Annotated in this window: 32 protein-coding genes; 27 read left to right on the top strand and 5 right to left on the bottom strand. The window is 57.6% G+C overall.

What is annotated here, in order from left to right; genetic code table 11:
* The 3 genes from L9059_RS13495 to L9059_RS13485 are packed head-to-tail and all read left to right on the top strand — an operon-like array spanning nt 1 to nt 3,610.
* Nucleotides 1-513, top strand: coding sequence for a DUF3486 family protein (locus tag L9059_RS13495; protein WP_247291532.1), 513 nt, complete (start codon nt 1-3; stop codon nt 511-513).
* Nucleotides 510-2,063 (top strand): hypothetical protein, encoded by a 1,554-nt coding sequence (locus L9059_RS13490; RefSeq protein WP_247291531.1) that lies wholly within the window; start codon nt 510-512, stop codon nt 2,061-2,063. The genes L9059_RS13495 and L9059_RS13490 overlap by 4 nt, the downstream gene beginning before the upstream one ends.
* Nucleotides 2,063-3,610, top strand: coding sequence for a DUF935 domain-containing protein (locus L9059_RS13485; RefSeq protein WP_247291530.1), 1,548 nt, complete (start codon nt 2,063-2,065; stop codon nt 3,608-3,610). Before L9059_RS13490 ends, L9059_RS13485 begins: the two co-directional genes overlap by 1 nt.
* Here the strand turns inward: L9059_RS13485 and L9059_RS13480 are convergent.
* The gene (locus L9059_RS13480) at nt 3,586-4,113 is read right to left on the bottom strand and encodes a hypothetical protein (RefSeq protein WP_247291529.1); all 528 of its coding nucleotides are present in this window, start codon (nt 4,111-4,113) and stop codon (nt 3,586-3,588) included. The two genes, L9059_RS13485 and L9059_RS13480, sit on opposite strands and share 25 nt — an antisense overlap.
* Nucleotides 4,114-4,164: 51 nt before the next feature.
* Between L9059_RS13480 and L9059_RS13475 the strand changes: the two genes are divergently transcribed.
* From L9059_RS13475 to L9059_RS13370, 22 genes are all read left to right on the top strand, one after another.
* A complete protein-coding gene (locus L9059_RS13475) occupies nt 4,165-5,448 on the top strand; it encodes a PBECR2 nuclease fold domain-containing protein (protein ID WP_247291528.1) in 1,284 nt (427 codons plus the stop codon).
* 104 nt (nt 5,449-5,552) lie between these two features.
* Entirely contained in the window at nt 5,553-6,122 is a 570-nt protein-coding gene (locus tag L9059_RS13470) for a phage virion morphogenesis protein (RefSeq protein ID WP_247291527.1), read from the top strand.
* A gap of 243 nt (nt 6,123-6,365) precedes the next feature.
* Nucleotides 6,366-7,340: a phage protease gene (locus L9059_RS13465; protein WP_247291526.1), complete on the top strand. Its 975-nt coding sequence runs from the start codon at nt 6,366-6,368 to the stop codon at nt 7,338-7,340.
* A gap of 3 nt (nt 7,341-7,343) precedes the next feature.
* Nucleotides 7,344-7,739 (top strand): hypothetical protein, encoded by a 396-nt coding sequence (locus L9059_RS13460; protein WP_247291525.1) that lies wholly within the window; start codon nt 7,344-7,346, stop codon nt 7,737-7,739.
* A 27-nt stretch (nt 7,740-7,766) separates the two neighbouring features.
* Nucleotides 7,767-8,675: a Mu-like prophage major head subunit gpT family protein gene (locus L9059_RS13455; RefSeq protein WP_247291524.1), complete on the top strand. Its 909-nt coding sequence runs from the start codon at nt 7,767-7,769 to the stop codon at nt 8,673-8,675.
* A gap of 3 nt (nt 8,676-8,678) precedes the next feature.
* On the top strand, nt 8,679-8,969 hold the full coding sequence (locus L9059_RS13450; RefSeq protein ID WP_247291523.1) for an HI1506-related protein: 291 nt from the start codon (nt 8,679-8,681) through the stop codon (nt 8,967-8,969).
* Entirely contained in the window at nt 8,966-9,457 is a 492-nt protein-coding gene (locus L9059_RS13445) for a phage protein Gp36 family protein (RefSeq protein ID WP_247291522.1), read from the top strand. Before L9059_RS13450 ends, L9059_RS13445 begins: the two co-directional genes overlap by 4 nt.
* Nucleotides 9,457-10,023, top strand: coding sequence for a phage protein Gp37 (locus tag L9059_RS13440; RefSeq protein WP_247291521.1), 567 nt, complete (start codon nt 9,457-9,459; stop codon nt 10,021-10,023). Before L9059_RS13445 ends, L9059_RS13440 begins: the two co-directional genes overlap by 1 nt.
* Nucleotides 10,023-10,238 carry a DUF2635 domain-containing protein gene (locus L9059_RS13435; protein ID WP_247291520.1) on the top strand — a complete coding sequence of 72 codons (216 nt, stop codon included), beginning with the start codon at nt 10,023-10,025 and terminating at the stop codon, nt 10,236-10,238. Before L9059_RS13440 ends, L9059_RS13435 begins: the two co-directional genes overlap by 1 nt.
* Nucleotides 10,235-11,332 (top strand): phage tail sheath subtilisin-like domain-containing protein, encoded by a 1,098-nt coding sequence (locus L9059_RS13430; protein WP_247291519.1) that lies wholly within the window; start codon nt 10,235-10,237, stop codon nt 11,330-11,332. The genes L9059_RS13435 and L9059_RS13430 overlap by 4 nt, the downstream gene beginning before the upstream one ends.
* Nucleotides 11,333-11,347: 15 nt before the next feature.
* A complete protein-coding gene (locus L9059_RS13425; RefSeq protein WP_205894108.1) occupies nt 11,348-11,719 on the top strand; it encodes a phage tail protein in 372 nt (123 codons plus the stop codon).
* 4 nt (nt 11,720-11,723) lie between these two features.
* The gene (locus L9059_RS13420; protein ID WP_205894109.1) at nt 11,724-12,104 is read left to right on the top strand and encodes a hypothetical protein; all 381 of its coding nucleotides are present in this window, start codon (nt 11,724-11,726) and stop codon (nt 12,102-12,104) included.
* 109 nt (nt 12,105-12,213) lie between these two features.
* Complete coding sequence (locus L9059_RS13415; RefSeq protein WP_247291518.1) at nt 12,214-12,477, top strand: hypothetical protein; 264 nt, start codon at nt 12,214-12,216, stop codon at nt 12,475-12,477.
* Between the two features lie 58 nt (nt 12,478-12,535).
* Nucleotides 12,536-14,752: a phage tail tape measure protein gene (locus L9059_RS13410; RefSeq protein WP_247291517.1), complete on the top strand. Its 2,217-nt coding sequence runs from the start codon at nt 12,536-12,538 to the stop codon at nt 14,750-14,752.
* Entirely contained in the window at nt 14,752-16,080 is a 1,329-nt protein-coding gene (locus tag L9059_RS13405; RefSeq protein WP_247291516.1) for a DNA circularization protein, read from the top strand. The genes L9059_RS13410 and L9059_RS13405 overlap by 1 nt, the downstream gene beginning before the upstream one ends.
* Complete coding sequence (locus L9059_RS13400; protein WP_247291515.1) at nt 16,064-17,182, top strand: phage baseplate assembly protein; 1,119 nt, start codon at nt 16,064-16,066, stop codon at nt 17,180-17,182. Before L9059_RS13405 ends, L9059_RS13400 begins: the two co-directional genes overlap by 17 nt.
* Nucleotides 17,183-17,184: 2 nt before the next feature.
* A complete protein-coding gene (locus tag L9059_RS13395) occupies nt 17,185-17,742 on the top strand; it encodes a phage baseplate assembly protein domain-containing protein (protein ID WP_247291514.1) in 558 nt (185 codons plus the stop codon).
* 45 nt (nt 17,743-17,787) lie between these two features.
* A complete protein-coding gene (locus L9059_RS13390) occupies nt 17,788-18,147 on the top strand; it encodes a phage GP46 family protein (RefSeq protein WP_247291513.1) in 360 nt (119 codons plus the stop codon).
* On the top strand, nt 18,147-19,214 hold the full coding sequence (locus L9059_RS13385; protein WP_247291512.1) for a baseplate J/gp47 family protein: 1,068 nt from the start codon (nt 18,147-18,149) through the stop codon (nt 19,212-19,214). The genes L9059_RS13390 and L9059_RS13385 overlap by 1 nt, the downstream gene beginning before the upstream one ends.
* Nucleotides 19,211-19,816: a putative phage tail protein gene (locus tag L9059_RS13380; RefSeq protein WP_247291511.1), complete on the top strand. Its 606-nt coding sequence runs from the start codon at nt 19,211-19,213 to the stop codon at nt 19,814-19,816. Before L9059_RS13385 ends, L9059_RS13380 begins: the two co-directional genes overlap by 4 nt.
* On the top strand, nt 19,809-22,262 hold the full coding sequence (locus L9059_RS13375) for a hypothetical protein (protein WP_247291510.1): 2,454 nt from the start codon (nt 19,809-19,811) through the stop codon (nt 22,260-22,262). The genes L9059_RS13380 and L9059_RS13375 overlap by 8 nt, the downstream gene beginning before the upstream one ends.
* An 87-nt stretch (nt 22,263-22,349) precedes the next feature.
* Nucleotides 22,350-23,228, top strand: coding sequence for a phage baseplate protein (locus L9059_RS13370; protein ID WP_247291509.1), 879 nt, complete (start codon nt 22,350-22,352; stop codon nt 23,226-23,228).
* Here L9059_RS13370 and L9059_RS13365 read toward each other — a convergent pair whose 3' ends face one another.
* The 3 genes from L9059_RS13365 to L9059_RS13355 all read right to left on the bottom strand — a co-directional run bounded on the left by L9059_RS13365 (nt 23,229) and on the right by L9059_RS13355 (nt 24,506).
* The gene (locus L9059_RS13365) at nt 23,229-23,603 is read right to left on the bottom strand and encodes a helix-turn-helix domain-containing protein (RefSeq protein WP_428480269.1); all 375 of its coding nucleotides are present in this window, start codon (nt 23,601-23,603) and stop codon (nt 23,229-23,231) included. It lies immediately after the preceding gene.
* Nucleotides 23,604-23,902: 299 nt separating this feature from the next.
* Entirely contained in the window at nt 23,903-24,121 is a 219-nt protein-coding gene (locus L9059_RS13360) for a DUF1127 domain-containing protein (protein WP_247291508.1), read from the bottom strand.
* Nucleotides 24,122-24,284: 163 nt separating this feature from the next.
* The gene (locus L9059_RS13355; protein WP_247291507.1) at nt 24,285-24,506 is read right to left on the bottom strand and encodes a DUF1127 domain-containing protein; all 222 of its coding nucleotides are present in this window, start codon (nt 24,504-24,506) and stop codon (nt 24,285-24,287) included.
* A gap of 96 nt (nt 24,507-24,602) precedes the next feature.
* Here L9059_RS13355 and L9059_RS13350 point away from each other — a divergent pair, with 96 nt between their 5' ends.
* Nucleotides 24,603-25,457: a LysR family transcriptional regulator gene (locus tag L9059_RS13350; protein ID WP_247291506.1), complete on the top strand. Its 855-nt coding sequence runs from the start codon at nt 24,603-24,605 to the stop codon at nt 25,455-25,457.
* Here the strand turns inward: L9059_RS13350 and L9059_RS13345 are convergent.
* On the bottom strand, nt 25,447-26,196 hold the full coding sequence (locus tag L9059_RS13345; protein WP_247291505.1) for a sulfite exporter TauE/SafE family protein: 750 nt from the start codon (nt 26,194-26,196) through the stop codon (nt 25,447-25,449). The two genes, L9059_RS13350 and L9059_RS13345, sit on opposite strands and share 11 nt — an antisense overlap.
* 107 nt (nt 26,197-26,303) lie before the next feature.
* On the opposite strand from L9059_RS13345, the gene L9059_RS13340 reads away from it, so the two are divergent.
* Nucleotides 26,304-26,531 (top strand): helix-turn-helix domain-containing protein (locus L9059_RS13340; protein WP_247291504.1); only part of this gene is annotated, 228 nt, incomplete at its 3' end.

Below are 26,531 nucleotides of genomic sequence, written 5' to 3'. Positions count from 1 at the left end.
ATGCCTCCGCGTAGCAAAGTGGCCGCGCTGCCGGCCGAGGTGAAGACATGGCTCGATCACTCGTTGGTCGAGTCGAACTTTTCTGGCTATGAATCGCTCTCCGCTGAGCTGGAGAGCCGTGGATACTCCATCGGCAAAAGCGCGCTCCATCGTTACGGGTCGGAGTTTGAGGTGAAGCTGGCATCGCTCAAGCTGGCGTCTGAGCAAGCGAAGGCCGTCGTTCAAGCGGCGCCCGATGATGAGGGCGCGGTCAATGAAGCGCTAATGCGACTGGTGCAGGAACACCTGTTTAAGTTGTTGATGGCGGACGATGGCAAGATGGATTTGCCGAAAGTGGCGAAGGCCGTCGCTGAGCTTGGCCGGGCATCTGTTGTGCAGAAGAAATGGCAAGCCGAGTTCCGTGATAAGGCCGAAGCGGCTGCCAGCAAGGTAGAGAAAATCGCCAAGAAAGGGGGCTTGAATCAAGCCACTGTCGATGAGATTCGTCGCGAGATTCTCGGGATGGCATCGTGAGTGTTCCCCTTGTTCTGGATAGCACCGCGACTCTTTTAGCCCCGGCGGTGTTGCTCGACTACCAAAAAGAGTGGATTGGCATTCGCGCCCCACTCAAGGTCGGTGAGAAATCCAGGCGGATCGGCCTCACCTGGGCGGAAGCGGCCGACAACGTGCTGGTGGCTGCTGCCGAGAAGCCAGCCGGTGGTCAGACTGTTTATTACCTGGGCTACAACCAGGACATGACAGTGGAGTACATCCAGGCCTGCGCCATGTGGGCGCGGGCCTACAACTACGCAGCCGAGGAAATCGAAGAAGGCATTTGGCCGGACAGCGACCCGGACAAGCACATAAAGACCTACACCATCGGCTTCCCCAGCGGGCACCGGATCGTCGCGCTCACTAGTCGGCCATCCAACTTGCGTGGTCGTCAGGGCGTGGTCGTGATCGATGAGGCGGCGTTCCACCAGGACTTGGCTGAGCTGCTCAAGGCGGCATTGGCTCTGCTGATTTGGGGTGGTGAAGTTCATGTCATCAGCACCCACGACGGCACCGAGAACGCCTTCAATGAACTGATCAACGATATCCGAGCAGGCAAGCGCAAGGGCGCATTGTTCCGCTGCCCCTTCCGTGAAGCTGTCGCGGATGGTCTCTATCAGCGTGTTTGCCTGCGTAAAGGAATTGAGTACAGGGAAGAAGAGGAAGCCGAGTGGGTCCAGGACGTTTATGACTTCTACGGCGATGCGTCGGAGGAGGAGCTCGATTGTGTCCCGTCTCAAGGCGGCGGCGCATTCCTCAGCATGGCCCTGGTCGAGCAGCGTAGCAATCGTGACGTGCCAGTGCTGCGCCTGGCCTATCCGCAAGGTTACGAGGTTCAAGAAGAGCGCCTTCGTTTGGCCGAGTCCCTAGAGTGGTGTGAAGAGCATTTGCTCCCGCTGCTAAAGGCCATTCCGCTGGATGTGCAGAGCTTCTATGGCATGGACTTTGGCCGTAGCGGTGACCTGTCAGTAATCTGGCCGTTGGTCAAAGAGCAGAACCTGCGCAAGCGCACACCCTTTGTGGTGGAGCTGCGCAACGTCCCGTTCAAGCAGCAGTTTCAGATTAAGTGCTACATCCTCAGTCGCCTGCCCAATTTCCTAAAAGGGGCTGACGATGCCAGGGGCAACGGCTCGCAGTTGTCTGAAGACACTGCCATCGAGTTCGGTTTCAACCGTATTGAGCGGGTGATGCTCACCGAAGGTTGGTATCGGGACAACATGCCGTTGTTCAAAGCCGCTCTTGAAGACGACACGTTCTACGACATCCCCGCCGACAAGGACGTCGTCAGCGACGTGCGCGCCTTTCGCGTGGTCAAGGGTGTGGCGCGAATCCCAGAAAAGCGCACCAACGAGAAAGGCGAAAAGTCTGGGCCAAAGCGCCACGGTGACGCCGGGATCGCGGCCGTACTTGCCGATTACGCCTCTCGCCAAGATGTCGAGATATTTGAATTTCACCGCGTCCCGCCATCAGGCAGTCACGACCGTACGGTTCAGACTGGCGGCGGCTGGCGCACTAATAAAGGCATCTGGTAATGACCCAGTCCCGCATCGTTGACCAGCATGGTCGTCGTATCCAGCTCGATCAGCTTACCGAAGAGGTCGCCGCACCTCGGCTGACGGGTGTGCGCCAGGTTTGGCACTCGTCTGTCGCGAGCGGCCTTACCCCGCAGAGACTGGCGAACATTCTTCAGGCCGCTGCTGAGGGCAATGCACACGACTATTTAACCCTGGCTGAAGAGATGGAGGAGCGCGATCTGCATTACGCCTCCGTCCTGGGCACTCGCAAGCTTGCTGTAGCTGGCCTGAACATTCGTGTCGAGGCGGCAAGTGATGAAGCTGAGGATGTTCGTCGTGCCGATGCTGTACGTGAGGTGGTCGAGTCTGCTGAGTTTGGCGAGCTGCAGAGCGAAACTGTTGATGCCCTGGGCAAAGGTTTCTCGGTAAGCGAAATCATTTGGGACCGAAGCGGCAAGACTTGGATGCCAGAGCGGTTCGAGCCTCGCGACCAGCGATTCTTCCAGTTCGACCGCGAAACCGGTCGTGAGCTGCGACTCCTGGACGAAGCCGATATGGTCAACGGCGTTGCTCTGGCGCCGTACAAGTTCATCGTACATTTGCCGCGTATCCGTTCTGGATTGCCTATTCGTGGTGGGTTGGCCCGTCTCGCGGCAGTGGCTTATATGTGTAAGGCGTGGACGTGGAAAGACTGGATGGGGTTCGCCGATATCTACGGCATCCCTATGCGGATTGGTCGCTACGGCCCGAACGCCAGTAAGGATGACATCGGCATTCTATTGTCAGCCGTCGCCAATCTCGGGAGCGATGCAGCCGCTGTCATCCCTGACAGCATGCGGATTGACTTCCAGAATGCGGCGAATGTGGCGGGAGCCGGAGACTTCTTCAAGGGCTTGGCTGAGTGGTGGGATAAGCAGGTCAGTAAGGCCGTGGTAGGCCAGACGATGAGTGCGGATGATGGCGCCAGTCTTGCGCAGGCCAAGGTCCACAACGAAGTTCGACTGGATCTGCTGGAGGCTGATGCCAAAGCGCTCAGCAATACCCTCAATCGGCAATTTGTTCGACCGTTCTGCGATCTGAACTTTGCACCAGGTCGTCGCTATCCCAAGCTGATCGTTGATGTTCCTCAGCCAGAAAACATCGAGCTGCTCATTAAGGCGCTCAAGGATCTGGTGCCGCTTGGTCTGGAGGTTGAACAGTCAGTCATCCTGGACAAGCTCAATCTGCCGTCGCCGGCTGAAGGCGCGAAGGTGCTGGGCAAGCCTGCAGCAGCTTCTGTCATTGCGACCGCTGCAAACCGTGAGCAGCCGACCAACCAGGTCGATATAAAGGATGTGGTGGATAACCAGGTGAAGACGTTGGAGGCCGCAGCAGCCAGGCCCCTCGGCGATATGGTTGACGCCATCCGCGAGTTGCTTGATTCAGTCAGCAGCTTGGAGGAGTTTCGTGATCGCCTGATCGAGGTCTATCCAGATATGGATGCCAGCCAGCTTGCTGACGCAATGGCTGACGGCCTAGCGGCAGCCAGCCTGGCCGGCCGTTATGACTTGCTTCGAGGGCTTTGACGCTCCCACATGGTAGGGCAGGGTTTGCTTGTTATTAGTGTGTATAGCAAGCAGGCCGCCTCGTGAGTCTTGGCAGTGACCTCACGAATGTCATTTACGTGGACGATTTCGGAGGTGACTTTAAGGGTTCCCTGCGCGGAAAGTCGATGGATTTCAAAATGCCCCGACTCAGGGTTAAGGGTTAAGCCATTGTGTGCGTACTTATTTCGACCTTTTTGGGCTGCTTTGATTTTACTTATTACATTCTCGTAATTGGCCAAGCTGGGAAACTGTTTGACGAGCTGTTCGCAAAGGGTATGAAGCGCGTCGACTCGCTGTTTGAAGTTCGCATGAGCCAGCAAAATTGTCGGTCGGCGATCTAGGATGTCGTCATACCCCATGAGCTTGGAGATGGAGACCATTACCTGATTTTCGAGTGCGATCCACATCGTCATCAGCCGACCCAGCTCAAGCAAGTGCTCGTCATTAATTGGCCAGTTTGACTTGAAATCCAGACGATCCATTGCTTTGCCTCCAAGGCGAAAATTTCACCAATCATACTAGGGTACTGGCATATGGCTGTCTCGCACGGCTCACTCCCGTTCCAAGAACAGATCGAATACTTCCGGGGCAAGACCAATATCCCGACCCGCGCCTGGACGGATATCTACAACGTCGAGCATGACTGGGCGTTCGTGGTAGCTGGCACCACCAAGCAGGCCCTTCTTGCAGATATGCGCGGTGCTGTCGAGAAGGCCATCACCAATGGCCTCAGCCTAGAGCAGTTCCGTGCCGGGTTTGACCAGGTCGTGAATAAGCATGGTTGGGAATACAACGGCGGTCGTGGATGGCGCACCCGCGTGATTTACGAAACGAACCTGAGGCAGTCGTACAACGCCGGACGCGAAGCCCAGATGGCTGATCCAGAGTTGCGCAAGCGCCGTCCCTTTGGCGTCTATCGCCATGGCGACAGTGCCAATCCTCGGCCCCAGCATCTTGCGTGGAACGGGACCGTGTTGCCTTTGGATGATCCATGGTGGTCGACTCACAGCCCGCAAAATGGATGGGGCTGTAAGTGCAAGAAGTTCATGGTCAGCCAGCGTGACATCGACCGGCAGGGTCTGAAGGTCGGGCCAGCGCCGGAGATCGAGTATGAGAATCGCACCATCGGCGTGAACAGTCCCAACGGCGCACGCACCGTCCGGGTGCCAAAGGGCATTGATCCGGGGTTTGATTTTGCACCTGGTCAATCTCGGCTCGCGACCGCCGTTCCTGCCCTGCGTGCATACGATCCACTGCCTGAGCCTGGTGCGCGGTCAAGTAGTGTCCAGGGCGCAGGGCTCCCGAACAGACGCGCACCTGGTGCGCTGCCTCCTGCTCGTGAAGTGTCCGCTGACAAGCTCTTGCCTGAGGGGCTACCCGATCAGGAGTACGTCGAGCGATTCTTGGCGGAATTCGGCGCATCGAATGCCGCGTCGGTCGTGTTCAAGGATGTGACAGGCGATGCCGTGGTGGTCAGTCGTGAGTTGTTTACCAGTGCCAAAACCGGCGCTTTGAAGATAAAGAAGCGGGGGCACGCTCGCGAGCTGCTGTTGCTAGCAGAAGCAATCAAAGATCCTGATGAGGTTTGGGTAAGGCTGGAATGGCTTTACGCCAAGAACAAGGCTGTCGTGCGGCGCCGCTATATATCGCGCTATCAGATCGACGGGGAGCCGGTTCCGGCATTGTCAGTATTCGAAGTGGGTGATGACGGCTGGGATGGTGTGACGACGTTCTCGCCCGATGCGGATAACCCGGATTACCTGGAACAACTCAGGATCGGCGTACGTCTGTTTCGTCGGTCGACGCTCGACGAATAAATAAACCACGCGCCGCCACACGTGGTTTCGCTCTGAGTGTAGGCCTGGAGGTCCTGGCGGGGACTGCTCACTCAATGAACGTATTTCGATAGTAGGAGATGCACATGGCAGGCGCAATGCTCAATGTCGAAGTGGATGACAGCCGGTCTGGTGCGGCCCTGGCCGAATTAGCGGAGCGGTTGGAGGATATTCGTGTCCCACTCCTGGACATTGCCGAATACCTGCAGCAATCCACGGACGAGCGCTTTAGACAGCAGGTATCTCCAGACGGGGCTCCATGGGCACCGTTAGCCGCGTCCACTATCGCTAAAAAGAAGTCGAGCCAGATCCTGCGGCAGGACGGGTTTCTGCAGGACACGATCCGACATAGGGTCAGCGGCGACGAATTGGAACTCGGTTCCGATCGTCCATATGCGGCGATCCATCAGTTCGGCGGCAAGATCGAGCAAGGCGCTCGGTCGCAACAGGTTTACTTCAAACATAAGAATGGCCAAGTCGGAAATCGGTTTGTCAAAAAGAGGCAGTCGAATTTTGCCCAATGGGTAACCCGAGGTGCGACCTCGACAGACATGCCGGCTCGACCTTATCTGGGTCTGTCCTCAGCAGATGACAATGAGATCCTCGCCATCGTGTCTGACTACCTTTCCGAACCATTGGAGGTCGGTCCAAGATAATCGCGCTGACGGCGTTTAGAGAGCCTTACAGGTACAACGACGGCGGTAGTCGTCCGCGAATAGCGTTAGACATGCGTTAGATTTGGTTCAGAGGGTATTGCAGCATCATAGCGGTAGCCAGATCGACAAAGATCCCGCCAAAATAGCCAGTTCATGTAAAAACCCCCGCACCTGGTCGAAGCCTCAGAATTCTTATTCGGGGCTGAAACTCCTCGCATTACCGATGCCGCAGAAACTGGCGGCATGAAAACATTACTCGCCCTTAACACCGACCTGTCAGCAGCGATTGCCAAAGCCAATGGCAAGGCGCCGGATTGGGTCGAACTGATTCCGGCCGGTCCAGTCGTTACTGGTCGTGATGGCCGCACCTGGTTGTTCGATGAACAGGCTCAGCAAATGGTGCTGGGCTTGTTTACGGCTCGATCTATTGAGCTGCCCATTGATTGGGAGCACGCCACCCAAAGCCGAGCACCGAACGGTGAAGAAGCACCGGCTGCCGCCTGGATCGCCCAGCTGGAAATCCGCGCAGGTGGCTTATGGGGCCAGGTCAACTGGACCCCTCGTGGTGGCGAGCAAGTCGTCGCCCGAGAGTATCGATTCCTTTCCCCTGTATTCGATTACGAGGCAGACGGCGGGCGCATTGTGCGCTTGGTCAGCGCCGGCCTCACCAACGTCCCGAATTTTCTGCTTACCGCTCTCAACCACGAAAACCCGGAGTTCAATGTGAAGCTCTCTCCTGCGCTATTGGCACTGCTCGGCCTGCCCGAAGCTGCCACCGAAGCCGATGTCCTTGCGGCGACGACCCAACTGAAGCAAGCCGCGAACGCTGAAAAGACTCCAAATCTGGCGACCTTCGTTCCGCGTGCCGATTACGAAACCCTGTTGTCCCGTGCCACCAATGCCGAGCAAGCGCTGTCGACTCGCGTGAAAACGGAGCGTGACGCTTCGGTTAACGCCGAGATCGATGCCGCTCTCAAGCTCGGCAAGATCACACCGGCCACCACCGACTACCACCGCGCAGCTTGCCAAGAAGAAGGTGGCCTGGAGCGATTCAAGGCGTTCGTCAATGCGGCGGCGGTTGTGGCCGAGCCGTCTGGTTTGGATGGCAAACCCAAACCCGTTCTCTCTACTGCCCTCAACGCCGAGCAGCAAGCCATGTGCGTCCAGCTGGGTGTTGATCAAGAGCAGTTCGCCAAAACGCTTCAGAGCGAGGGCTAACCCGTGCCACTGACTCAAGACCGTAATACCTCAATGAAGGCCACCGACATCCTGGTGATTGGCATGGCTGCCAGCTCGCGAATCTTTGCGGGCAGCCTGGTGATGCTCAATGCGGCCGGCTTTGCCGTGTCGGGTGTCACCGCGACGGGTTTGACCTACGCCGGTCGAGCTGAAGAGTTTGTCGACAACACGTCCGGTGCGGCCGGCGCAGCTCGCGTGGCGGTCCGCCGTAACAAGGCTTTCAAGTGGACTAATGACGGCTCCATCGCTCAGGCCCAGCTGTTGAAGAACGCCTATGTGGTGGATGACGGAACTGTTGCGGCCACTGATGGGGGCGGTACTCGCTCCGTCGCTGGCCGAATCGTTGGCATCGATACCGACGGTGTTTGGGTCGAGTAACCCTCTATATATAGGAGCGCATTGCGCATGCTGGTAAATAAAGCTTCGATCAACGCGGCGTTTGTCGCACTCAAGACGCTGTTCAACAATGCGTTCACCACTGCTCCTAGCAACTGGGAAAAGATTGCGATGAAGGTTCCGTCCAGCACGGGCAGCAACCTTTACGCGTGGCTGTCTTCCTTCCCGCGTATGCGCCGCTGGATCGGCGAGAAGCACATCAAAAGCCTGAAGGCGTTCAAGTACACGGTTGTCAACGAAGACTTTGAGGCGACCGTCGAGGTCGACCGCAACGATATCGAAGACGATCTGCTGGGCGTTTATGCACCTCAGGCGCAAATGGCGGGGCACTCGGCGAAGCAACTGCCGGATGAAATCATTTTTGACGTGGTCAACGCTGCCTTCACCAGTCCGTGCTACGACGATCAATACTTCTTTGATACCGACCACCCGGTTGGCGATCAAAGTGTCAGCAACAAGGGCACCAAGAAGCTTTCGATTGCAACTCAAGCGCTCGCCATGGCCAGTTACGGTGCCGCACGCACTGCCATGGGCAAGTTCATGGACGAAGATGGCCGCCCGCTGAACATCACGGCAACCGTTCTCCTGGTGCCAAAGGCGCTGGAAGACGTTGGCCGCGCCTTGCTCACGGCTGATCGTCTGGAAGATGGCAAAACCAACATCTACAAGGGCACTGCCGAATTGGTGGTCTCCGGCCGCCTGACTTCGGACACTGCCTGGTTCCTGCTCGACACCAGCCTGCCGGTGAAGCCGTTCATTTACCAGGAGCGTAAGGCCCCGGTATTTGTCCAGCAGATCGACGCCGAAGCGGACGATGTGTTCAACCGTAAGAAATTCAAGTTCGGCGCTGAAGCACGTGCGGCTGGTGGCTATGGCCTCTGGCAGACCGCATACGGCTCCACCGGTACGGACGCCTAACCCATGGCCTTATTCATCAGAGCAATGCGCGATGGCTTCCGTCGCGCTGGGATCGCTCATCTCAGTGCGGGCACTTACCACGCCGATGATGCCTTCAGCGAAGAGCAACTGGAGGCGCTCAAGGGCGAGCCGCAACTGATCGTGCTTGAGGGTGTGGAAGAACCGGAAGAGGTTGACGGCGATGAGAGCGAGGACGGGTTGGAAGGTGGTGGCACACAAACAGGCTCGGCGCCTGGTGCGTCGAAGCCTCAGGCAACTGGTGCTAAGACCGGCCGTGTGAAGGCGTCCAAATGAATCTCTCGCTACCTGGTGCGCTTGTCCTCATCGCTCGTTTCGGTGCTTCGGAAATGGCCAGCCTGGCCGTTCCTGACACCTTCAATCCCATTGAGCCTGCTCTGCTGGAAGCAGCCGCCAAGGGCGACGATCTGGCGGGATGGGATGCTGATGATGTGGCGGCCGCCGTTGCGGCGCTGGCACGGATTGCCGATGCCGCCACCCGTGCCCGGAGCGAAGTTCAGTTCTATCTGCGTTATCGCCGTCTGGGTGAGGACGCGCCGGCTTGGGTCGCTGAAGACCTGCCCGAGCTGACCCGGTTTCATCTGTATGGCGAGAAGGCCAATGCAGAGTCGAGCGTGCGGCTGCGTTACAAGGACATCATCAAGCGGCTGGAGAGTCTGGCCGCTGAGGATGAAAAGCGCGGGGCATCTGAGTCAGGCCAGTCAGGCTTGGCCATCACCCATGCACCGCGACTGTTCAGCCGCAACACGCTGAGCCGCCTCTGATGTTGGGGGATCTGGAAGACGCCATTGAGGCCAGGCTTGCGGAGCTGAAAAAGCAGCTCCCGCGCCTGACGATCAAGACGTATGGCGGCGAGCTGAGTGATCCAGATCTGCTGGTTGATCTGATCAAGGGCACGCCATCGGTGATGCTCACTACGCCTCGGGTGGTGTTCCGTCGCCAAGGCCAACGCCGTTATAGCGCTGCAGTGGTGTTCCGCCTGGTCATCTCCAGCAAGTCAGTCCGAGATGAGAAAGCCACTCGTCGCGGCACCATCACTGCAGATCCGGGCAGCTACTGGATTTGGGAAAGCTGTATGCGCCTGCTGACTGGCTGGCAGCACAAGCCTGATGGGGCGCGTGCATCGCCTACTGAGTTCGCCAACCTGGTCACCGGCAAGTTTCAGTCCGATCACCTCTCGGTGCTTGGGCAGAGCTTCTCCATCGATCTGGATTGGGTGATCCCCGAGGAGCCGCTGCCAGACCTCGAAGGCATCGATATTTCGTACCACGTGCCGAGCGATAACCCCGAGACAACTGCAACAGACAACATCGATTTGAGGAATCTGTAATGCGCGTAATCGCCACGACAGATCCGGTGCCTATGCAGCCGGATCATTTGAATAAAAAGGCGGGGTTCATCCAGCCAGAGCCGGCCGAGGCGGTAGAAGTAGCCAACACCTCCTACTACCAGCGCCGTATCGCAGCCGGCGAATTGCGCGTAATTGCTGACACCAAATCGCCCGGTCGCAGTGCCAAACAAACCGCCAAAGGAGTCAAGCAATGACTATCGACTTTGACACTATTCCAGCAAGCATCCGCAAGCCGGGTGTGTACATGGAGTTCAATACCAAGTTGGCCGTGCGCACTCTGCCGTCCAACGCGCAAAGCATTTGCCTCATCGTACCTTTGGACGAAGATGCAACCGCCGTTGCTCATGTTCCTGGTCAGGTCTACAGCGCCGATGAGGCCTTGGCCCAGTTTGGTGTCGTCGCTCAGGAGATGGTAGCTGCGGCGATAGACACTTACCGTTACCTGGCCATTTCGTGCGTTGGTGTAACCGTGACCGACGGTCAAGAGCCCGACATCAGTGCCGCGTTGGCTGCGACTGCGATGGGCAAATTCACCATCCTGGTGCCTGCCTGGTTCAGTCAGGCTGCAATGACGGCCCTGCGAACTCACATCAACACCTACACCGATTCGGTTGAGCAGCAATCGATCCTAGGCGTTGGCGCCTTGACGTCGACCATCTCTGCAGCGACTGCGATGGCCACTGCGCTCAACTCGGGACCGATTACCCTGGCGCTTTTGCCAGGTACTGCGTCGACTTCGCGTCAGGTCGCTGCTGCCTACGCGGCGCTGATCGCTTCTGAAGAAGATCCGGCCCGACCTTTGAACACCTTGGTCTTAACCGGCATCAAGGTGCCGCCAATCGCCAGTCGGTTAGGCCGTACTGAGCAGGAGACTTGCCTGGCCAACGGCATCACGCCTTTGGAGGTTGGGCCGGGTGACCAGGTGCAAATCGTCCGAGCGGTCAGCACTTATACAAAGAACGCCACCGGGGCGACGGATGTGTCGCTGCTCGACCTGACCACCATGCGGATTCTGTATTACTTCCGGCAGGCGTGCCGTGATCGTATCCGTCTGCGATTCCCGCGATCCAAGCTATCCAGCAGAACGCCAGCTGCAGTGCGTAGCGAACTGCTCGACGTTGCGAAAAAGTGCGAAGAGCTGGAGATCCTCGAAGAGGTCGATGCCAATGCGGGCGCCCTGATTGTTGAGCGTTCGCTGCAAGACGTGAACCGCTTGAACGCTTCCATTCCCGCCGATGTGGTGAACGGTCTGCACGTGTTCGCCGGTCGCATCGACCTGCTCCTGTAATCCGAGGCCGCACCTATGTCAGATATCTATGTTGGACAAATCGTCCTTTCCATCAATGGTGAAGACTACGAGATCAAGAGTCTTGAGCACACGCTGAAGACCGGTCGCACCATCGTCAAAACCATGAACCGTAAGAAGCGGCCCTTGGGTACGGCTTCCGGTGTTGAGGATTACGACCTGCGCGTATCCGTGGCCATTCCCAAGTCGGGTGAGCCGAACTGGCGGGCGATGTTGGACGCCAAGATCACCATCGAGCCGGTGGACGGTGGCGGTGATCGCGAGTCCTGGACGGGTGTATCGCTCATTGAAATGGGCAGCAAGTACCAGCTCGAAGGTGAAGCGACCCGCGACCTGACTCTGGCCGCACTCAACTACTACACGGAATAAAGCGATGACTGTCGACAAGCGTTGGGATGGATTAACCGAATCGGGTGAGCTGGCAGTTGGTGTGTACTTCGCGGGCTCGCGTCACAAAAGCTTTACCTTGCGTGTGCCAATGGCAGGCGATTTGGTTGGTGCTCAGCAAGACAATCCACAGGGTCCGCTTCAGCTGATTACCGTTGATGTCTTCCGTCGTCAGCTATTGGCCTTGGGTGATATTCCGGCCGCATCGCTGACAACGGAGTTGCTCCTGGACGAGCTGACGGAGACCGATCTGGCGCTGTTAGGCCGGGCCGATGAAGTTCTGGAAAAAAAGCTCGCGCCGCCGAGCGCGGTTCCAACGACTGGCGACGTATCGAACACGCCCTTGTCCGACACGGCTATCGCTTAGATGAAATCCGGTCGATGACCCGTCCAGAGATCGAGGTGCGCCTTGATCTTCTGGTGGGTCGCAAGAAGGACACCACCCGATACGTCAGCAAGCGCAAGGGCAAAACCAAATGACTCCAATCGTATACATCAGCCTTGATCTGGCGAGCTTCGAGGCGCTCGACGCGAACATGCGCGCCCATCGCGTCAACGCGTTGGCATCACCCGATGCAAAGGCGCCGATGGATGCGTTCCAGGAAGACCTGGTCATCGCGGCTGAGCGTCTCGGATTCGTGCCTCCTGAACCGGGCGTGTTCTGGATCAACATCCAACCAGGTGGCCGAAACACATTGTGTTGGAGTGCCGGCTCTGAGGCTGGGCCTGCGCAGAAGTGACCAAAGGCCCGGAAACGGGCCTTTCTTCTTTATATAATGGCGTGCAGGAGTTTCATCCATGAGTTCAGATCTGCGCGTAGCGCTCCGCATTCAAGCCACGTCGGGCAACAGTCGGCGCGAGATTCAAGCCATTGAGCGAGATCTGCGCAAGGCTGGAAAAGACGGCGCCAAGGCGTTGGCCGATGAGTCTGGGAAGGCGACCAATGCGATAAGCAAAACGGGTCAGGCGGGTGCCGCCAGTTACAAAATTATCCGTCAGGCCATGCGTGAAGCCACCACCCAAGGCAGTGGCGTGTTTCGTCAAGGCGTCCAACAAACTACGTCAGACCTGAAGCAACTTGGCCAGGTTGGGCGCCAGGCTGCCCGTGAGACCAAAGCCGAACTGGTCCGTACTGCTCGCGAGGGCATCGATCCTCTGCGCCAAAGTGTCGACCGCACCGAGACCAGCTTTCGACGTCTGGCTCTGAATGGCGGTCGCAATCTTCGGTTGCTCAAAACGCTGGCCACTGGCGTCCGTGAAGAATTCAACCGCATTAAAGGGCTTGGCACTTCGGTGCAAGGGCGGTTGGCGGGTCTTGGGGTTGGTGTCGGTGTTGCGGCCGGGTTGACCGGCAGCGCCAGGCTCGACCGCCAATTGATCCGTACCCAGCAGACTGCTGGGATGACCTCGGTCCAGCGTGATGAATGGCGTCAGGAAGGTTTTCGCATTGCGAAGACTTACGGCTTGGATCGTGCGGGCGTGGACAGCGGCTTCAACACGCTAATTGCTTCAGGCGTGAACTATGACGCCGCCAAAAAGACTGCAGATGCCATTGGGCAAACCACGGCCGTCAGCGGAGCCGACTCGGCGGTGCTGGGCAAGGCCACGGTAGCGGGTGCCAGTGCGTTCAATATCGATCTGAACAAGGCCGGCGCTGCCCTCGATCTGCTGCAGAAGATGACTGTGGCCGGTCGCCTCGGTAACGCTGAGCTAGAGAACCTGGCCGACCTGTTCCCCAAGATCGGTGGATCTGCTCAAGCGGCGGGCATGGGCCTGTCTCAGGCGCTTGCATTCGTGGAGACGCTATCGACCGTAGAGATGCAGCCGGATCGCCTTGGAACACTTGCTGACTCGACGCTTCGGGTCTTCAGCGTGAAACAATACCGTGACCAGGTGACGAAGAGCAGCGGCGTGAAGTTCTTCAATGGCGACGGCAGCTCGCGCAACCCAACTGACGTTATGGGCGATTTGAAGCGCAAGTATGACGCCATGAAGACGGACCAACAGCGGGCGCAGTTCATGGGCACGGTCTTCAAGAGCATGGACCAGGATACTGTTCGAGGTATGCGGATCATGCTCGGTGGCGACCGGCTTGCGACCTTCAATGAGCAGACAGCGAAAATAAACGCTGCAGAGCCAGTGCTTAATCGAGATCTAAAGGAAAACACCGAGAGCGCCACGGCTGTAGCAAACCGCATGAAGACCACCTTTGCCGAGGCGATTGACCGTATGGCCCAACCGCTCAACAAAGAGTTTGCTCAGTTCGGGGGCTACCTGCTCGATGACTTGAATTTGAGCGGCGAACAAATGCTGGGCGGCGGGCTTGCTTTGGGCGCGGGTGCTTACTACGCCGGACGTGGCGCCACGGCGGGTGTTGGTGCGTTGCTGGACAAGTTCATGGGTGGCCCTGAAACCCTCAAGAACATAGCGGTTGGCAAAGTCCTGGAAGAAGCCACAGGGGTAACGTCAGTTTTCGTCACCAATTGGCCTAATAACGAGGATAGCGGTCTCTCTGACTTGGCGTCCGAGGCGGACAAGAGTAAATGGCTAGCCCCAGCTGTGTTGGCCTTTGGCGCCATGCAAATAGGCGGTTCCTCAGGTCAGCAAACTGACGAGGCTCGCTTGGCGATGGTGCCTCGTAACAAGCTGATCAACGGCGATCAGCGCACCTATGAGGCGGCGTTCTACCGAAACCGGATTGACCTGGCCAACAAAAATCCAGAGGCCTCCTCTGACTGGCTGTCGGAAAACGCCAGACGCCTGGCGCAAGGTCAAACCGGCCTAACCTCATCGGGCTCCTCCGTTGCCGGAGCCAATAGCTGGGCCACGGGTATGGCCGCCAAGCTAGTTAACGCGGGCGTTGCTCCAATGAGTGCGGCCGGTGCCAATCAGGCCGCTGAACAGCGCCTAAAAACACTTCTGGAAAAACCACTAATTATCGACCTGCGGTTTGACTCTGAGGCATTTCAGGCCGAGATGGAGCGACGTGTTGGCATTCAATTGAGGCGCGGTTAATGAGCTGGTCAGAGACGCTTTTGGATGCCTCCTATCGGGGCGTTCCTTTAGATGTGATTGATGAAAACCTGCAGGCGCAAAGAGCAATTGCTCAGCACGGCACTCCTTACCAGGACGGTGATTCGGTGGAAGACTTGGGGCGTGGTGCCCGAGCCTTTGCCATGCGGGTCGTGTTGTTCGGGACTAACTACGAAATTGCGCTGCAGGCATTGCTTGCAGCGCTGGACACCATTGGGCCAGGTGAACTGGTCCATCCGATTTATGGCAGCGTCAGTGTCATAGCCTACAACTGGAGCGTTCAGCACACGGCCAACAGGCCGGATTACGCTGAGGTCTCCCTGCAGTTCATCGAGCAAAAGCCTGATGAACCCTTCTTCAAGCGCCAGTTCGTCTTTGTCGATGAGGCAAGCCTGATGTTGGGCGACGAGTATTCGTGGCAGGACGGCTTGTTCGATCTGTTGGCCAGTGTGGACTCCCTGGTAGCCGACGTGCAGGGCTGGATCGGTGGAGGCTGGACCGGCCTACTCGAAAGAGCTCTTGGGCTGCCCGGCATCGGCCTGCGCCTTGAGCAGCTGCGTTCACAGATCATGGGCGTCGTATCGGGCGTCGTCTCGATGGCGAAGGGCGATCCGCTTTCAGCCTTCGACCCGCTGGTGAATCTAGCTCAGACCCCGACTGAAATTAGAAGAGCGATCCAGGACAGTACCCCAACCACTTCAAGCGATCTGCTGGCCCGTGGTGGTGTTCCTGCAGCTGTACCAGGTGCATCGAGTCTGACCGGCGAAGCCGGTAATGCTGGGGCATCCTTGCTGGCTTCGGCACGCCAAGGTCAGACGCCATCGGACGAGGGCTTGCCGGAAGCCATGCCCGTCGATCCGTTGGCAGCATCGGGTTTGGCATTGGTTGTCCTGGTCATCACGGAGCTCGCCTTGTCACATGCTCAAGCGGCATCAGTGGTGATCGAGGCCGAGTCCGAAATCCCGACGTTGAGCCCGGATGAACTGGAAAGCCTGGTTAACCTGGTGCGCTCGTTGATCCAGTCAGCAATCCTGCTGCAACGCCGTCTCTACGGCATCGAGGACGCCTTGCCAGTCATTGAGTCGCTTCGCAATATTGCCCATCTTGTTCAGGCTCGGGCTCGTTCAGTCATCCTGCAGAGCCCGCCCTTGATCCTGCGTACTGTGCAAACTCCAAGCAGCCTCCGCCTGTTGGCGTTTCGCTGGTACTCCGATCATTCACGGGCAGCCGAGTTACTCCGGCTCAATCCAGGACTGACACGGCCGTACAGTATTCCTGCAGGAGAGGTGCTGCGTGCCTACGCCAAGTGAAGCCATCACTTTGACCATTGGCGGGCTGGCCCACGCGACGTGGGACGGCTGGTCAGTGGAGTCGGATCTGCTTACCCCTTCCGATGCCTTTGAGATGGAGTTGTACACCCGCGAGACAACTCAACTGCCAAGCGTCCTGGTTGAAGGTACGCCATGCATTCTGACTCTGGGCGGTGATCGAGTGTTGACGGGCCAGATCGATGAGTTCGAGCATGATATCTCGCGCCAGGGCATCGCCATCCGTATTAACGGTCGTGACGGTGCCGCATCTTTAGTGGACTGTTCCTCTCCATTCGTGGCGATGCGTGAGGCTTCACTGGCAGATATCGTCAGCCAAGTGGTCAAGCCCCTGGGCGTGAGCAAAGTCGAGATAAGGGCGGCGTCAGCCAAGACGCGACGGCGCATTCAGATTGAGCCGGGTCAGTCAGCTTGGGAGGCGCTTCTGCAGGTCGCCGAGGCTAATGGGCTCTGGCCATGGTTTGAGCCTGACGGTCGGTTGGTGATCGGTGGGCCCGATTACACCAGTGCGCCGGTTCATACACTGGTGATGAACCTGAGCGGTCAAGGCAACAACGTCGAACGGCTATCAGTGCGTCGCTCTATCGCTAACCGGTTTAGCCAGATCACCGTCTTGGGGCAGCATGGTCAGTATGACAATGACGGCTACGATACGACGCGGTCTCACCTGCGTTCGGTCATCCAGGACGAGACGCTGGCCAAGCGTGGGATTTTCCGCCCGAAGGTGATCGTGGACAGTTCGAGCGAGAACCAAGACATGGCCACCACCCGTGCCCGTAAGTTGCTTGCTGACAGCCGTTTGGAAGGGCTTGAGATTCGCGCCGTAGTGAAAGGGCATCGCACTGCCAGCGGTCAGGTATGGGCACCTGGTCAGCGTGTTCAGGTGCGAAGTGAGCCGCATGGTCTGGACGCCACTTACTTTTTGATGTCGCGCACCCTTCGCCTAACCCGTGGCCAAGGCGCCATTACTGAGCTACGTCTACGCGAAGATAAGATGTGGGTGCTGGACGGCAATCCTGTGAAGAAGCATAAGGGCAAGTCCAACAAGGACGGCGCGTTCATCGAACTGATTAAGGGGCTATGACAATGTCGATGACGCGAATGATGCGTGAGCAGGCGGGCCGAGAAAGGCAACAGTTTCGCCAGGCCTTTCGCGCCGTGGCTGCCCGTAATAAACACGGAAAGCTAATAGGGGTCGATATGCAAGGCCTTGCCGGTGAGACGGTCTCGGGTGAGTTATTCCAGCACTACGGCTTCACCTCAGCGCCTCTGCCTGGTGCCGAATACATCGCTATACCGGTGGGTGGTAATAGCAAGCACACGGTAGTGGTCGCCAGCGAGGATGGTCGCTACAGGATCACGCTTGCGGATGGTGAGGTAGCTTTGTATACCGACGAGGGCGATCACGTTCACCTCAAGCGCGGTCGGGTGGTCGAGGTGGTGACGGAAACGCTCCTGGTTAAAGCCGGGACGAAGGTTCGCTTTGAAACGCCGCTGCTCGAAACAACTGGCGACGTCAAAGTGGATGGCAGCATCAAGGCGGATGGCGAGATCACCGACCACACTCGCGCCATGCAAGAGGACCGCGAACTCTACAATGGCCATGGCCATCCGGGTGGGCCAGTACCTTCTCCACAACAATGAGTTTCGTGCATATGCAAGAAACTCTTTTGTCGAGCTCGCAAGTTCATGCTGCCGGGCATGGACGCAGGCATAAACCCCACTACTGGCGATTTGACGGGTCAGCGCATTACGACGCTGGCAAACGCCGTCTATCTACGCCTCATGACTCCCCTCGGAAGCTATTGGGCCGCGCCTGAACTCGGCTCGCGTCTTCATGAGTTGAAGCGGGAGAAGGATAAGGCCCGCGTTAGCGGCCTTGCCATCCAGTACGCCAAAAACGCCTTGAAATCCCTGATCGATGACGGTCGGGCGACCTCTATCGACATCACGGCAGAACGCGCTGGTGATGGCTGGTTGAAGCTGTTGGTCGAAGTTTTCACCCCGGCCGGCAGGCAGACCTTTGAACATCTCGTGAGCGTAATCTGATGCCCTACGACGCTCCCAAATTCGATGCCATTCGTACTCGCGCCTTGCGGGAAATTCGTTCGCTTGCTGCGGACGCAGACGTTACCAGTGATAGCGATAACTTCGTTCGCGCCAGCTCAACGTCGGCGATTGCCGAGGGCATTCACCAGCAGGGCTCTTGGACTGCCAGGCAGATATTCCCAGACACTGCCGACTTCGATGAACTGAAGAGGCACGCGGCCACACGCGGTGTTTATCCAAAGTCCGCCACCGTTGCAGGCAGTTCAATCGCAGTAAGTGGAAGTCCTGGTGTTCCTTTGCCCATGGGCTCTCAGGTTCGCCTGATTGCTACGGGGACCGTGTTGTTCACGACGGCCACCGTACCGATTGGATCTGGCGGGACCGGCATTGCACCTGTTTCTACGGCAGAGAAAGGCGCCTCCCTTAATGGGCTGGAGGGTGCTGCCGTTTTGACCAGTCCGCCACTCGGGATTGATGGTGGTTGTACCCTTGCCGCTTTAATTGGCGGCACTGACGACGAAATCCAAGAGAGTCTGCTAGGTCGTTACCTGGACGTACTTCGCTTTCCCCCAAGCGGCGGATCGATTGCAGATTATCGCCGCTGGGCGTTGTCAGTGGACGGCGTATCAACCGCCTTAATCATCCCCAAGCGTCGTGGCGGTAATTCGATTGACGTGGTCATTACGTCAGCGGGTAGCCCTTCTTCTGCAGCAGTCATCGCGGCGTGCCAGGCATACATCGAGACTGTAGCTCCGGCCGGGGCCGATATTTGGGTGATTACACCCGCTGTCATAACCGTAGATGTGCGCGTAAGGCTCAAGCTTCAGACCGGATTCAGCCTGGTGGATCTTCAAGAGCCGTCTGAGTCTGCGGCTGCAGGCGTTATCGATCCTTTGGTCCCTTTGGAAACCCTTTACATCCTTCGTCTAACAGCAGCATTCAGCAGCTTGGCAGGAGTTATTGACCTTCAACTGGTGACGCCTGCGAACAATATTTCAGCATCCGATGATCCATCGATAATTAGTTGGATTCGTGTCGGAACAGTAACTTTGGAAGCGATGGCATGAGCGAAGTATTAATTGAGCAACTGCAGTCGTTACTTCCACCCGTTTCGTACGATCCAAACGGCAGGAACTTAAAAGCACAGTTAGCAGGTGACGCTGCAGTTTTGGGTGACGCTTTAGCGGGTATTGACGCTGTAGAGAAGGCCATATTTCCGGAGTCTGCAGGGGCGTTTATTGCGGATTGGGAGCGGATCTATGGTTTGACTCCATCGCTCGGCGCGACGCAGGACGAGCGGGTGCAGGCCGTTCTTGCGGCTATGGGGGATCTTGGTGGGCAGTCCATTCCCTATTTTATTCGCTTGGCATCGTTGTTTGGTGTGGCGGCGAACATTGAGAGTTTCAAGATTCCCGTTGTCGGCCTACTGGATACGGGGGATTCAATCTATTCCGGTGACTGGCCTTATACATGGCGCGTTAATGCGCCGCTCACGGCTTATATCAATTCCGCCATGGAAAACCGGATCACTGAACGTCGCCCTGGAAATACCGATGTGATCTTCGGTTATGGCAAAGAGGTGGTGGATGGCATCACGGGTGCGGTCGACCAACTATTCAATGCTGTGAATTACGTCATGCCCTCTAACTTGAGTACCAACAATGGTTGATCAACCAACTATCGAAGCGCTGGCCAGCTACGCCGGGCAGCTTTCAGAAGCCGCTTCGCAGGCAATCACCGCTTCTGGAAAGCAGCATGAGATTGTTAATGGCAATGCACTAACTGACGTTTTGACAGAGTCAGGACCAATTCCGACATTGGCAAAGCAAGCCGTATTGGCGCAAGAAAAAGTAACTTCTGCGCTGAGTGAAGTTGCTCTGCAAATGGCTGGGGCAATGACCTATGCCACGACCGCTCAGGGGTTGGCGGGCACCAACAACGGCGGTTACTTCAGCGTGCCGAGCCCTCTGGATCTGGAAACTTCGATCCTTTATAAAAATGCGGCTGGGGTCGCCGTTGAGACTAAGCGCACTCCGAGCGCCAATGTGCTCAGTATTGCGCGACGCGGAAACTACCAGCTCTCAGGGCGGGCTACTAAAGCAGCTAAAGTGGCCGGCACCTTGAATTGGACGGTAAGCTGGGGTCGGCTCTACCTCTTCACCGGCACAGGCAAGGCTCGGGCGAATATTCAAGCGGTGACCGACTTGCTAGTGCCCGACGGGCAATGCGCTTATGTCGACTTGGCTGAGCCGATGGTTGGCGGCGAATACGTGGTGCATGTTTCAACGATCCCGTTGACGGCAGTGGCGAACCCGCCCGGCTCCTACATCGACGACAGCAAGTTCATCTTGTTCACTTGCTTGAATGACATCATCGGAGGCGAGGCTTGTCCGGTCCTGCCGTCGGCTGGCTCCGTTTCGGCGCCGGTCCTCGACAAAACCTTGAGCAATCGCAGCCTGCGGCCGGCCTATCAAGTTGTCGGCCGGTTGACGCGTTTCCTGCTCAATGGCACAGGCTGCGTGCTGTCATCCGGCGATCTACGCATCACGCGGGGGGTTGGCAATACCAGTCTGACTGTTGCCGCGCTGGCGTCGGTATTGGTGCCGCTGCAGCAGGCGTTGTATGTGGATCTGGACGCGCCGTTGGTCGATGGCAAGCTAGTTGCGCAAGTCACCACGGGCGGCTATTCATCGCCAATTAACGGTTTGGTGGCTGGGGCCTTCGTCGATGACAACAAGGTCTATCTATTTATCAATGAGACGCTGGGGTATAGCGGCGTCTTGGCCGACCGCAGACCCACGGCCACTCGGGTGGGCCAGGTCTGGCTGAAGCAAGCCGCCGTCATTACTTTTGATCCAGCGACCCGAACTTTGTCGTGGAGCAAGACGTTGATTTTGCCAACCATCGGCGGGCAAAGCCGGATTACCCTGGCCGCCGGTTCTTATACCTTCTCTACCCTAGACAATAACGTCGCCTATCTGGATCTGGATGCGGCCGTGACCACAGGGGAAACGCCGGTTACAGCGGTGAAGGGCGGTCGATACTATGACGGGACCAACCCGGATCGTTTCCTTGGCTTGCCGAGCCAGGTGCCCATCTTTTATTGGAACGGCCCCAACGACTTCGGCTCGCTGGGCGGCTTCCCGACAGCATCGGCACCTGGGGCTGGGGTGCCGTCGGTGCTGGCTGCCGATGACGTGGTGGTCAAGGTCGGCAGCAACACCGCCAGCGCGTTCGTCAAGGGGGCTAAGTCGGGGTCCGCTAAGTACCTAGAGCAAACCATTGGTTATGAAAACCGCCCCTTCGATCCGACCGGTGCGGACGCTTTCGGTAACTCGGACCTCTGGCACCTGAAGCACCAATACGAATGCGACCTGACCGCCTCGACCATGAGTTTTGCCCGGACGCGGGGTGGTCAAGCAATACTGAATGGTGGTGAGATCGAGCTTGCGGCCCTTGAGGCCGGCACGCCGGATTATATCGGCGGATACCATGGCGACGAGCTAAAGACCCATGCCGCACTGTTCCTAGATGGCGTACAGATCCCGTTCAACACGGTGGCCACATACGTCGGCAAAAAGCTGACCTTAGTACAGAACTCTCGCTTGTATCGCTGCAACACCCAGCAGGAAGTGGCTACCCACGTTAAGCGGGTGACCCTCAGTCACGCTGATGGTGGTTTGAAGATCGAACTGTCGCAGCAGGTGGTTTGGTCTCAATCCCTGGTGTTGAAGGCGGCCATGTTGACGATGCTGCCAATCAAACGGTTGATTGCGGACACGACAGGTGAAGTCATCACCAATATGGCTATGCGTGCGCCGTATGCCTCGATTGAGGACGTGTCTACTACTGGCTTCGCGCAGGTCACCACCTTGGGTTCGTTGCCAGACGCCCAGCTCTGGGGGCCGTCCGGGATTTCTGCCAGCGTTCAAATCCTGAAGCATCCAGGCCTGCCGAGCTGCGGGTTTTATATCGCCAGTGCGATCAACTACAACAAGCCCTATTACAGCGTGGCCGGCAGCACGGTTAGCACCATGGGCGGCGTTACGCACACCACTCAACCTGGTGAAAAGTGGGACGTGGAAAGTGTGATCAGGATGACAACTAGCCTCTGAGTCGTTACCCAGATAATCAGCCGCAAATGCCCGGATCAAAGCATTTTTAGGGCATTAAATACGCCAAGTTTCAATGCAGGTATACGAATGAACAGAGTCTCCGCTTTCACCGATTTATGCACGCCTGGTGGCCTGTTCCGCTATGGAACCGAAATTGGTGGTATCCCTCCTACGCCAGTCAAGGCCGAGTATCTCAACCTCATCCAGGAGGAGTTATGCAACTTCATTCTGGCTTACCTGCCAGCACTGGACGCGTCGGACAATACTCAGTTGCTCAAGTCTGTCCGAAAGTTGATCCTTAACTATTACACCAAGCCAGAGACTGACGCTCTCATAGCGGCGCTGGTCGATTCATCGCCTGCCGCGCTGGATACACTAAAAGAGTTGGCTGATGCGCTGGGCCGCGACCCCAACTTCGCTACAACGATGACCAGCCTACTGGCTACCAAGGCACCTTTGGCATCGCCAGCGCTGACCGGTATACCTACCGTGCCTACGGCTGCACCTGGCACCAAGACGAAGCAGGCCGCCTCTACGGAGTTCGTGTTGGCTTCGGTGGCGGCTGCCTATCCAGTCGGAAGTGTCTATATGAACGCCAACGTAAACACTAATCCAGCGGCTCTCCTGGGCTTTGGAGAGTGGGTAGCTTTGGCGCCTGGTCGGATGTTGATTGGGGTTGGTAGCGGCACTGATGCTCGGGGCGAGGAACGAGCGTTTACGGCTGGTGAGCAGCAGGGCGAGTACAAAGTTGCACTGACGGTTGGGGAAATGCCCGCGCATAGTCATGGAATGCCGCAAGGGCACCCGGTCCCAGATCCAGGTGGCGCTTATACCTATACATCCGGTGATGACCTCACCACTGCCACTATCGCTAACCCCCCACCAACCACTGAAACCGGGGGCGGCGCTGCTCACAACAACCTGCCGCCATACCTGGTTGTCTACATGTGGAAGCGGTCAGCGTAACTATTCAAGCAAGTGGTAGTCACTACGGCTCCGTGGATCCGGGGTCGCGCCTCGGCAGTTGTCTGCCCTCAGCGGTGGTTGGTTCTGAATGAAGATCAATCCTTGAGCTTCCAGGCTGTACGAGAGGGCTTGGAGACTGACTCTTAGAAGCTCGCGTTCCCCATTTTCGAACTGCTGTATCGCCCGCACGGACACGCCTGATCGGAACGCTAAGGCCTCGACTGACCAATCCAGCATCGATCTACTCTGCGCACAGTGCTCTCTTGTGAAGTGCAGGGGTAGGCTCAGGAGGAAATCAAGCATCTCTGCTTCCTCAACCTTTGCTGCCTTGTTGGGCTTGCGATACGTCTCCAGGACCACGACATTCTTGCTCATATAAGGCTCCTCAAGTGCTGTATGGGCATACAGTATCATCGGAGAGCTTACACAAGCTGATAGTCAGCTGTCACCGTGGATAGGTTTGATTCACGACGCGGTGCCAAGTGGACCGCTAAGAGAGGGGCTATTGAATCGCGCTGTCAGTGCCAAATACGGCGTTAAGCGGTGCCAAATGCGGCGCGCGCTTACACCTGGCTTGCAGCAAGGAAAAGTGCGAGGAGGTAGGCATTCAACAACTCGTTTAGAGGTCTGTGCCCACCTTAGCGGTCCACGCCAGAAACGCCAATGGCATCGCGTCAGCGCTTGAGCGGATCATCCCAGAATGGCCGGGCGCACTCGCGCCTGACATCACATCGACTCAAGCCTATATCCCGCAGACAATCATCACTCAAACGCGCCAATTCGACGCGATCCCTGCTCAATTGGCGCCAGCGCGCGATCTTCGCCGCGGCTTCGGCCATTGCCCACGTAAAGTAATTGAAGGTACTGCGTCCTGCGGTCGACATCCGTTCCATGATGGTGCTCCTCAACAACGAGGCGACAGTCTTCAGTAGGAGCCTGTCAGGCTCCAGCGAATGAATATGAGCGTCAGTTACCGCCCATGAAAAACCCCATTCCCCGGGCTTTCGCCGCGCGTCATGGGGTTGTGACCAAGCATGTACCAAGGGCGCTTTTGCCTCATTTACCGTTGCCCAATGGGTCCTGCCAGAAATGCCGCTCGGCTTCCTGCGCCACGTCCGCGCGGCTCAGGCCGATGTCCTTCAAGGCTTCATCACTCATGCCCGCCAACATCACCCGTTCGCGGTGCAGTTCATACCAGCGGCTCAGCTTGTGAAGCAGATTCGAAACCACGTGGATGGAGTGTTGTTCTACAGCGCTAACATCCTGTTGACCTTTCATCTTGTTGCCCTCCGTTTGGGATGGCTCAAGTGTCGCGCTGGCGCTAAGATCAATCCAACGAATGTTTCTTATGCAATACATCTCGGAGATTGATGTATGTCCGCCTACCCGAGTATCGACACTGAAGTCCTGCGCACCTTCGTCGCCATCGCTGACCAGGGTGGTTTCACCCGCGCGGGCGAACAGGTCAATCGCACCCAGTCGGCCGTCAGCATGCAGATGAAACGCCTGGAAGAGGACGTGCTGCAGCGCCAGCTATTCCAACGTGACGGCCGTCAGGTGCGGCTGACACCCGAGGGCCAGGTACTGCTCGGTTATGCCAGGCGCATCCTCAAACTGCACAGCGAAGTGTTCAACACCCTGCGCGAACCGCATATGGTAGGCATGGTACGGATCGGTACGCCGGACGATTACGTGATGCGTTTTCTGCCGGGGATCCTGCGGCGTTTTGCCCAGTCCTATCCGCTGATACAGATCGAGGTGCATTGCGAATCATCAAAACAATTGCTGCAGCGCCAGGACCTTGACCTGTCAATCGTCACCCGCGAACCCGGCAACGAAATCGGCCAATTGCTGCGCAAAGAGCGTTTTGTCTGGGCTGAAGCGCAATGTTTCAATGCCCACGAGCAGACGCCTTTGCCGCTGGCGATGTTCAACAGCGATTGTTTCTGCCGCTTATGGGCGTGCAACGCACTGGATGCCATGGGGCATGATTATCGGGTGGCCTATAACAGTTCCAGTCTGTCGGCGATCATGGCCGTGGTCAGCGCCGGCCTTGCGGTGACCGCGCAACTGGAAAGCCTGATCACCCCGGACATGCGCATTCTGGGTGAAGCCGAGGGTTTGCCGTTGTTACCCGAGGCCAGCATCATGCTACTGCGCAACCTGAACAACCCCTCGCCAATTACTGAATGCCTGGCAGAACATATAGTCGATGGCTTCAAACTTTAAAGGCAAGCATCACCGCACACAGCACCAGAAAGCCGCAAAATAGCCCACGAAGCACGCGCTCCGGCATTGCGTGGGCAATCTTCACTCCCCAACTGATGCTGAGCAGGCCGCCGACGGCCAACGGCACGCCGATCATCCAGTCCACTTGATGGTGCGCGGCGTAGGTCACCAGTGTTACGCCGGTGCTGGGCAACGCCAGGGCCAGTGACAACCCTTGGGCAACGACCTGGGTGGTGCCGAACAGGCTGGTCAATACCGGCGTTGCCACCACAGCCCCGCCGACGCCGAACAGACCACCCATGGTCCCGGACGCTGCGCCGAGCACGGCCAGCCATGGCCATGAATAGCGCATTTGCGCAGTTGCCGGCGGGTTGGTGGTGAACATTCGGACAAGGTTATAGACCGACAAGGCCACCAGGAATGCGACGAATCCGGTGCGCATGGATTGCGCATCAATTCCCACCGCCCAGATGGAGCCGATCCAGGCAAAACTAAAGCCCATTACAGCCAGCGGCAGCGCGTGGCGCAATTCGACGCGGTTGCGCTGGTGATAACGCCACAAGGCCAGCATTACGTTCGGCACCACCATGACCAGCGCCGTGCCCTGGGCAACCTGCTGATCGAGCCCGAAAAACACACCCAGAACTGGGATCGCGATCAACCCGCCGCCGATGCCAAACAACCCGCCTAAGGTGCCCAAGGCTGCGCCGAACACCAGATACATCAAGAACTCAATCACGGTCAAATTCCTATCAAAGCCAGGGACTCATGCTACGCATTCGGGATTGGCAGTGAAACGCATAGCAACGCACAATGGCTGTGCTAACTTCGCATAAGCGTAATGCCATGAACCCCAACCAGTTAACCGAACAACTTGCACTGTTCCTCGACGTGCTGGAAACCGGCAGTTTTTCCGCCGCTTCCCGGCGTTATCCGCTGACACCTTCTGCTGTCGCCCGGCGTATCGATAGTCTGGAAAACGCCGTAGGCAGCCAGCTGTTCATCCGCAGTACCCACGCGGTGCGGGCGACCCCGGCGGGCTTGGCGTTTGCCGAGCGCGCGCGGCGGATCGTG

Source organism: Pseudomonas violetae (assembly GCF_023072615.1).
Taxonomy (GTDB): domain Bacteria; phylum Pseudomonadota; class Gammaproteobacteria; order Pseudomonadales; family Pseudomonadaceae; genus Aquipseudomonas; species Aquipseudomonas violetae.
This window is presented reverse-complemented; position numbering and strand designations above follow the sequence as displayed.

Excerpts from the sequence above, each read along its gene's own strand:
- L9059_RS13385 (WP_247291512.1), top strand. The coding sequence starts at position 18,147 with ATGCCCTACGACGCTCCCAAATTCGATGCCATTCGTACTCGCGCCTTG.
- L9059_RS13375 (WP_247291510.1), top strand. The coding sequence starts at position 19,809 with ATGGTTGATCAACCAACTATCGAAGCGCTGGCCAGCTACGCCGGGCAG.
- L9059_RS13415 (WP_247291518.1), top strand. The coding sequence starts at position 12,214 with ATGACTCCAATCGTATACATCAGCCTTGATCTGGCGAGCTTCGAGGCG.
- L9059_RS13450 (WP_247291523.1), top strand. The coding sequence starts at position 8,679 with ATGGCCTTATTCATCAGAGCAATGCGCGATGGCTTCCGTCGCGCTGGG.
- L9059_RS13455 (WP_247291524.1), top strand. The coding sequence starts at position 7,767 with ATGCTGGTAAATAAAGCTTCGATCAACGCGGCGTTTGTCGCACTCAAG.
- L9059_RS13390 (WP_247291513.1), top strand. The coding sequence starts at position 17,788 with ATGCTGCCGGGCATGGACGCAGGCATAAACCCCACTACTGGCGATTTG.
- L9059_RS13440 (WP_247291521.1), top strand. The coding sequence starts at position 9,457 with ATGTTGGGGGATCTGGAAGACGCCATTGAGGCCAGGCTTGCGGAGCTG.
- L9059_RS13485 (WP_247291530.1), top strand. The coding sequence starts at position 2,063 with ATGACCCAGTCCCGCATCGTTGACCAGCATGGTCGTCGTATCCAGCTC.
- L9059_RS13380 (WP_247291511.1), top strand. The coding sequence starts at position 19,211 with ATGAGCGAAGTATTAATTGAGCAACTGCAGTCGTTACTTCCACCCGTT.
- L9059_RS13395 (WP_247291514.1), top strand. The coding sequence starts at position 17,185 with ATGTCGATGACGCGAATGATGCGTGAGCAGGCGGGCCGAGAAAGGCAA.
- L9059_RS13445 (WP_247291522.1), top strand. The coding sequence starts at position 8,966 with ATGAATCTCTCGCTACCTGGTGCGCTTGTCCTCATCGCTCGTTTCGGT.
- L9059_RS13360 (WP_247291508.1), bottom strand. The coding sequence starts at position 24,121 with ATGGAACGGATGTCGACCGCAGGACGCAGTACCTTCAATTACTTTACG.
- L9059_RS13370 (WP_247291509.1), top strand. The coding sequence starts at position 22,350 with ATGAACAGAGTCTCCGCTTTCACCGATTTATGCACGCCTGGTGGCCTG.
- L9059_RS13410 (WP_247291517.1), top strand. The coding sequence starts at position 12,536 with ATGAGTTCAGATCTGCGCGTAGCGCTCCGCATTCAAGCCACGTCGGGC.
- L9059_RS13405 (WP_247291516.1), top strand. The coding sequence starts at position 14,752 with ATGAGCTGGTCAGAGACGCTTTTGGATGCCTCCTATCGGGGCGTTCCT.
- L9059_RS13495 (WP_247291532.1), top strand. The coding sequence starts at position 1 with ATGCCTCCGCGTAGCAAAGTGGCCGCGCTGCCGGCCGAGGTGAAGACA.
- L9059_RS13365 (WP_428480269.1), bottom strand. The coding sequence starts at position 23,603 with ATGAGCAAGAATGTCGTGGTCCTGGAGACGTATCGCAAGCCCAACAAG.
- L9059_RS13425 (WP_205894108.1), top strand. The coding sequence starts at position 11,348 with ATGTCAGATATCTATGTTGGACAAATCGTCCTTTCCATCAATGGTGAA.
- L9059_RS13480 (WP_247291529.1), bottom strand. The coding sequence starts at position 4,113 with ATGGATCGTCTGGATTTCAAGTCAAACTGGCCAATTAATGACGAGCAC.
- L9059_RS13430 (WP_247291519.1), top strand. The coding sequence starts at position 10,235 with ATGACTATCGACTTTGACACTATTCCAGCAAGCATCCGCAAGCCGGGT.
- L9059_RS13355 (WP_247291507.1), bottom strand. The coding sequence starts at position 24,506 with ATGAAAGGTCAACAGGATGTTAGCGCTGTAGAACAACACTCCATCCAC.
- L9059_RS13420 (WP_205894109.1), top strand. The coding sequence starts at position 11,724 with ATGACTGTCGACAAGCGTTGGGATGGATTAACCGAATCGGGTGAGCTG.
- L9059_RS13475 (WP_247291528.1), top strand. The coding sequence starts at position 4,165 with ATGGCTGTCTCGCACGGCTCACTCCCGTTCCAAGAACAGATCGAATAC.
- L9059_RS13350 (WP_247291506.1), top strand. The coding sequence starts at position 24,603 with ATGTCCGCCTACCCGAGTATCGACACTGAAGTCCTGCGCACCTTCGTC.
- L9059_RS13435 (WP_247291520.1), top strand. The coding sequence starts at position 10,023 with ATGCGCGTAATCGCCACGACAGATCCGGTGCCTATGCAGCCGGATCAT.
- L9059_RS13465 (WP_247291526.1), top strand. The coding sequence starts at position 6,366 with ATGAAAACATTACTCGCCCTTAACACCGACCTGTCAGCAGCGATTGCC.
- L9059_RS13470 (WP_247291527.1), top strand. The coding sequence starts at position 5,553 with ATGGCAGGCGCAATGCTCAATGTCGAAGTGGATGACAGCCGGTCTGGT.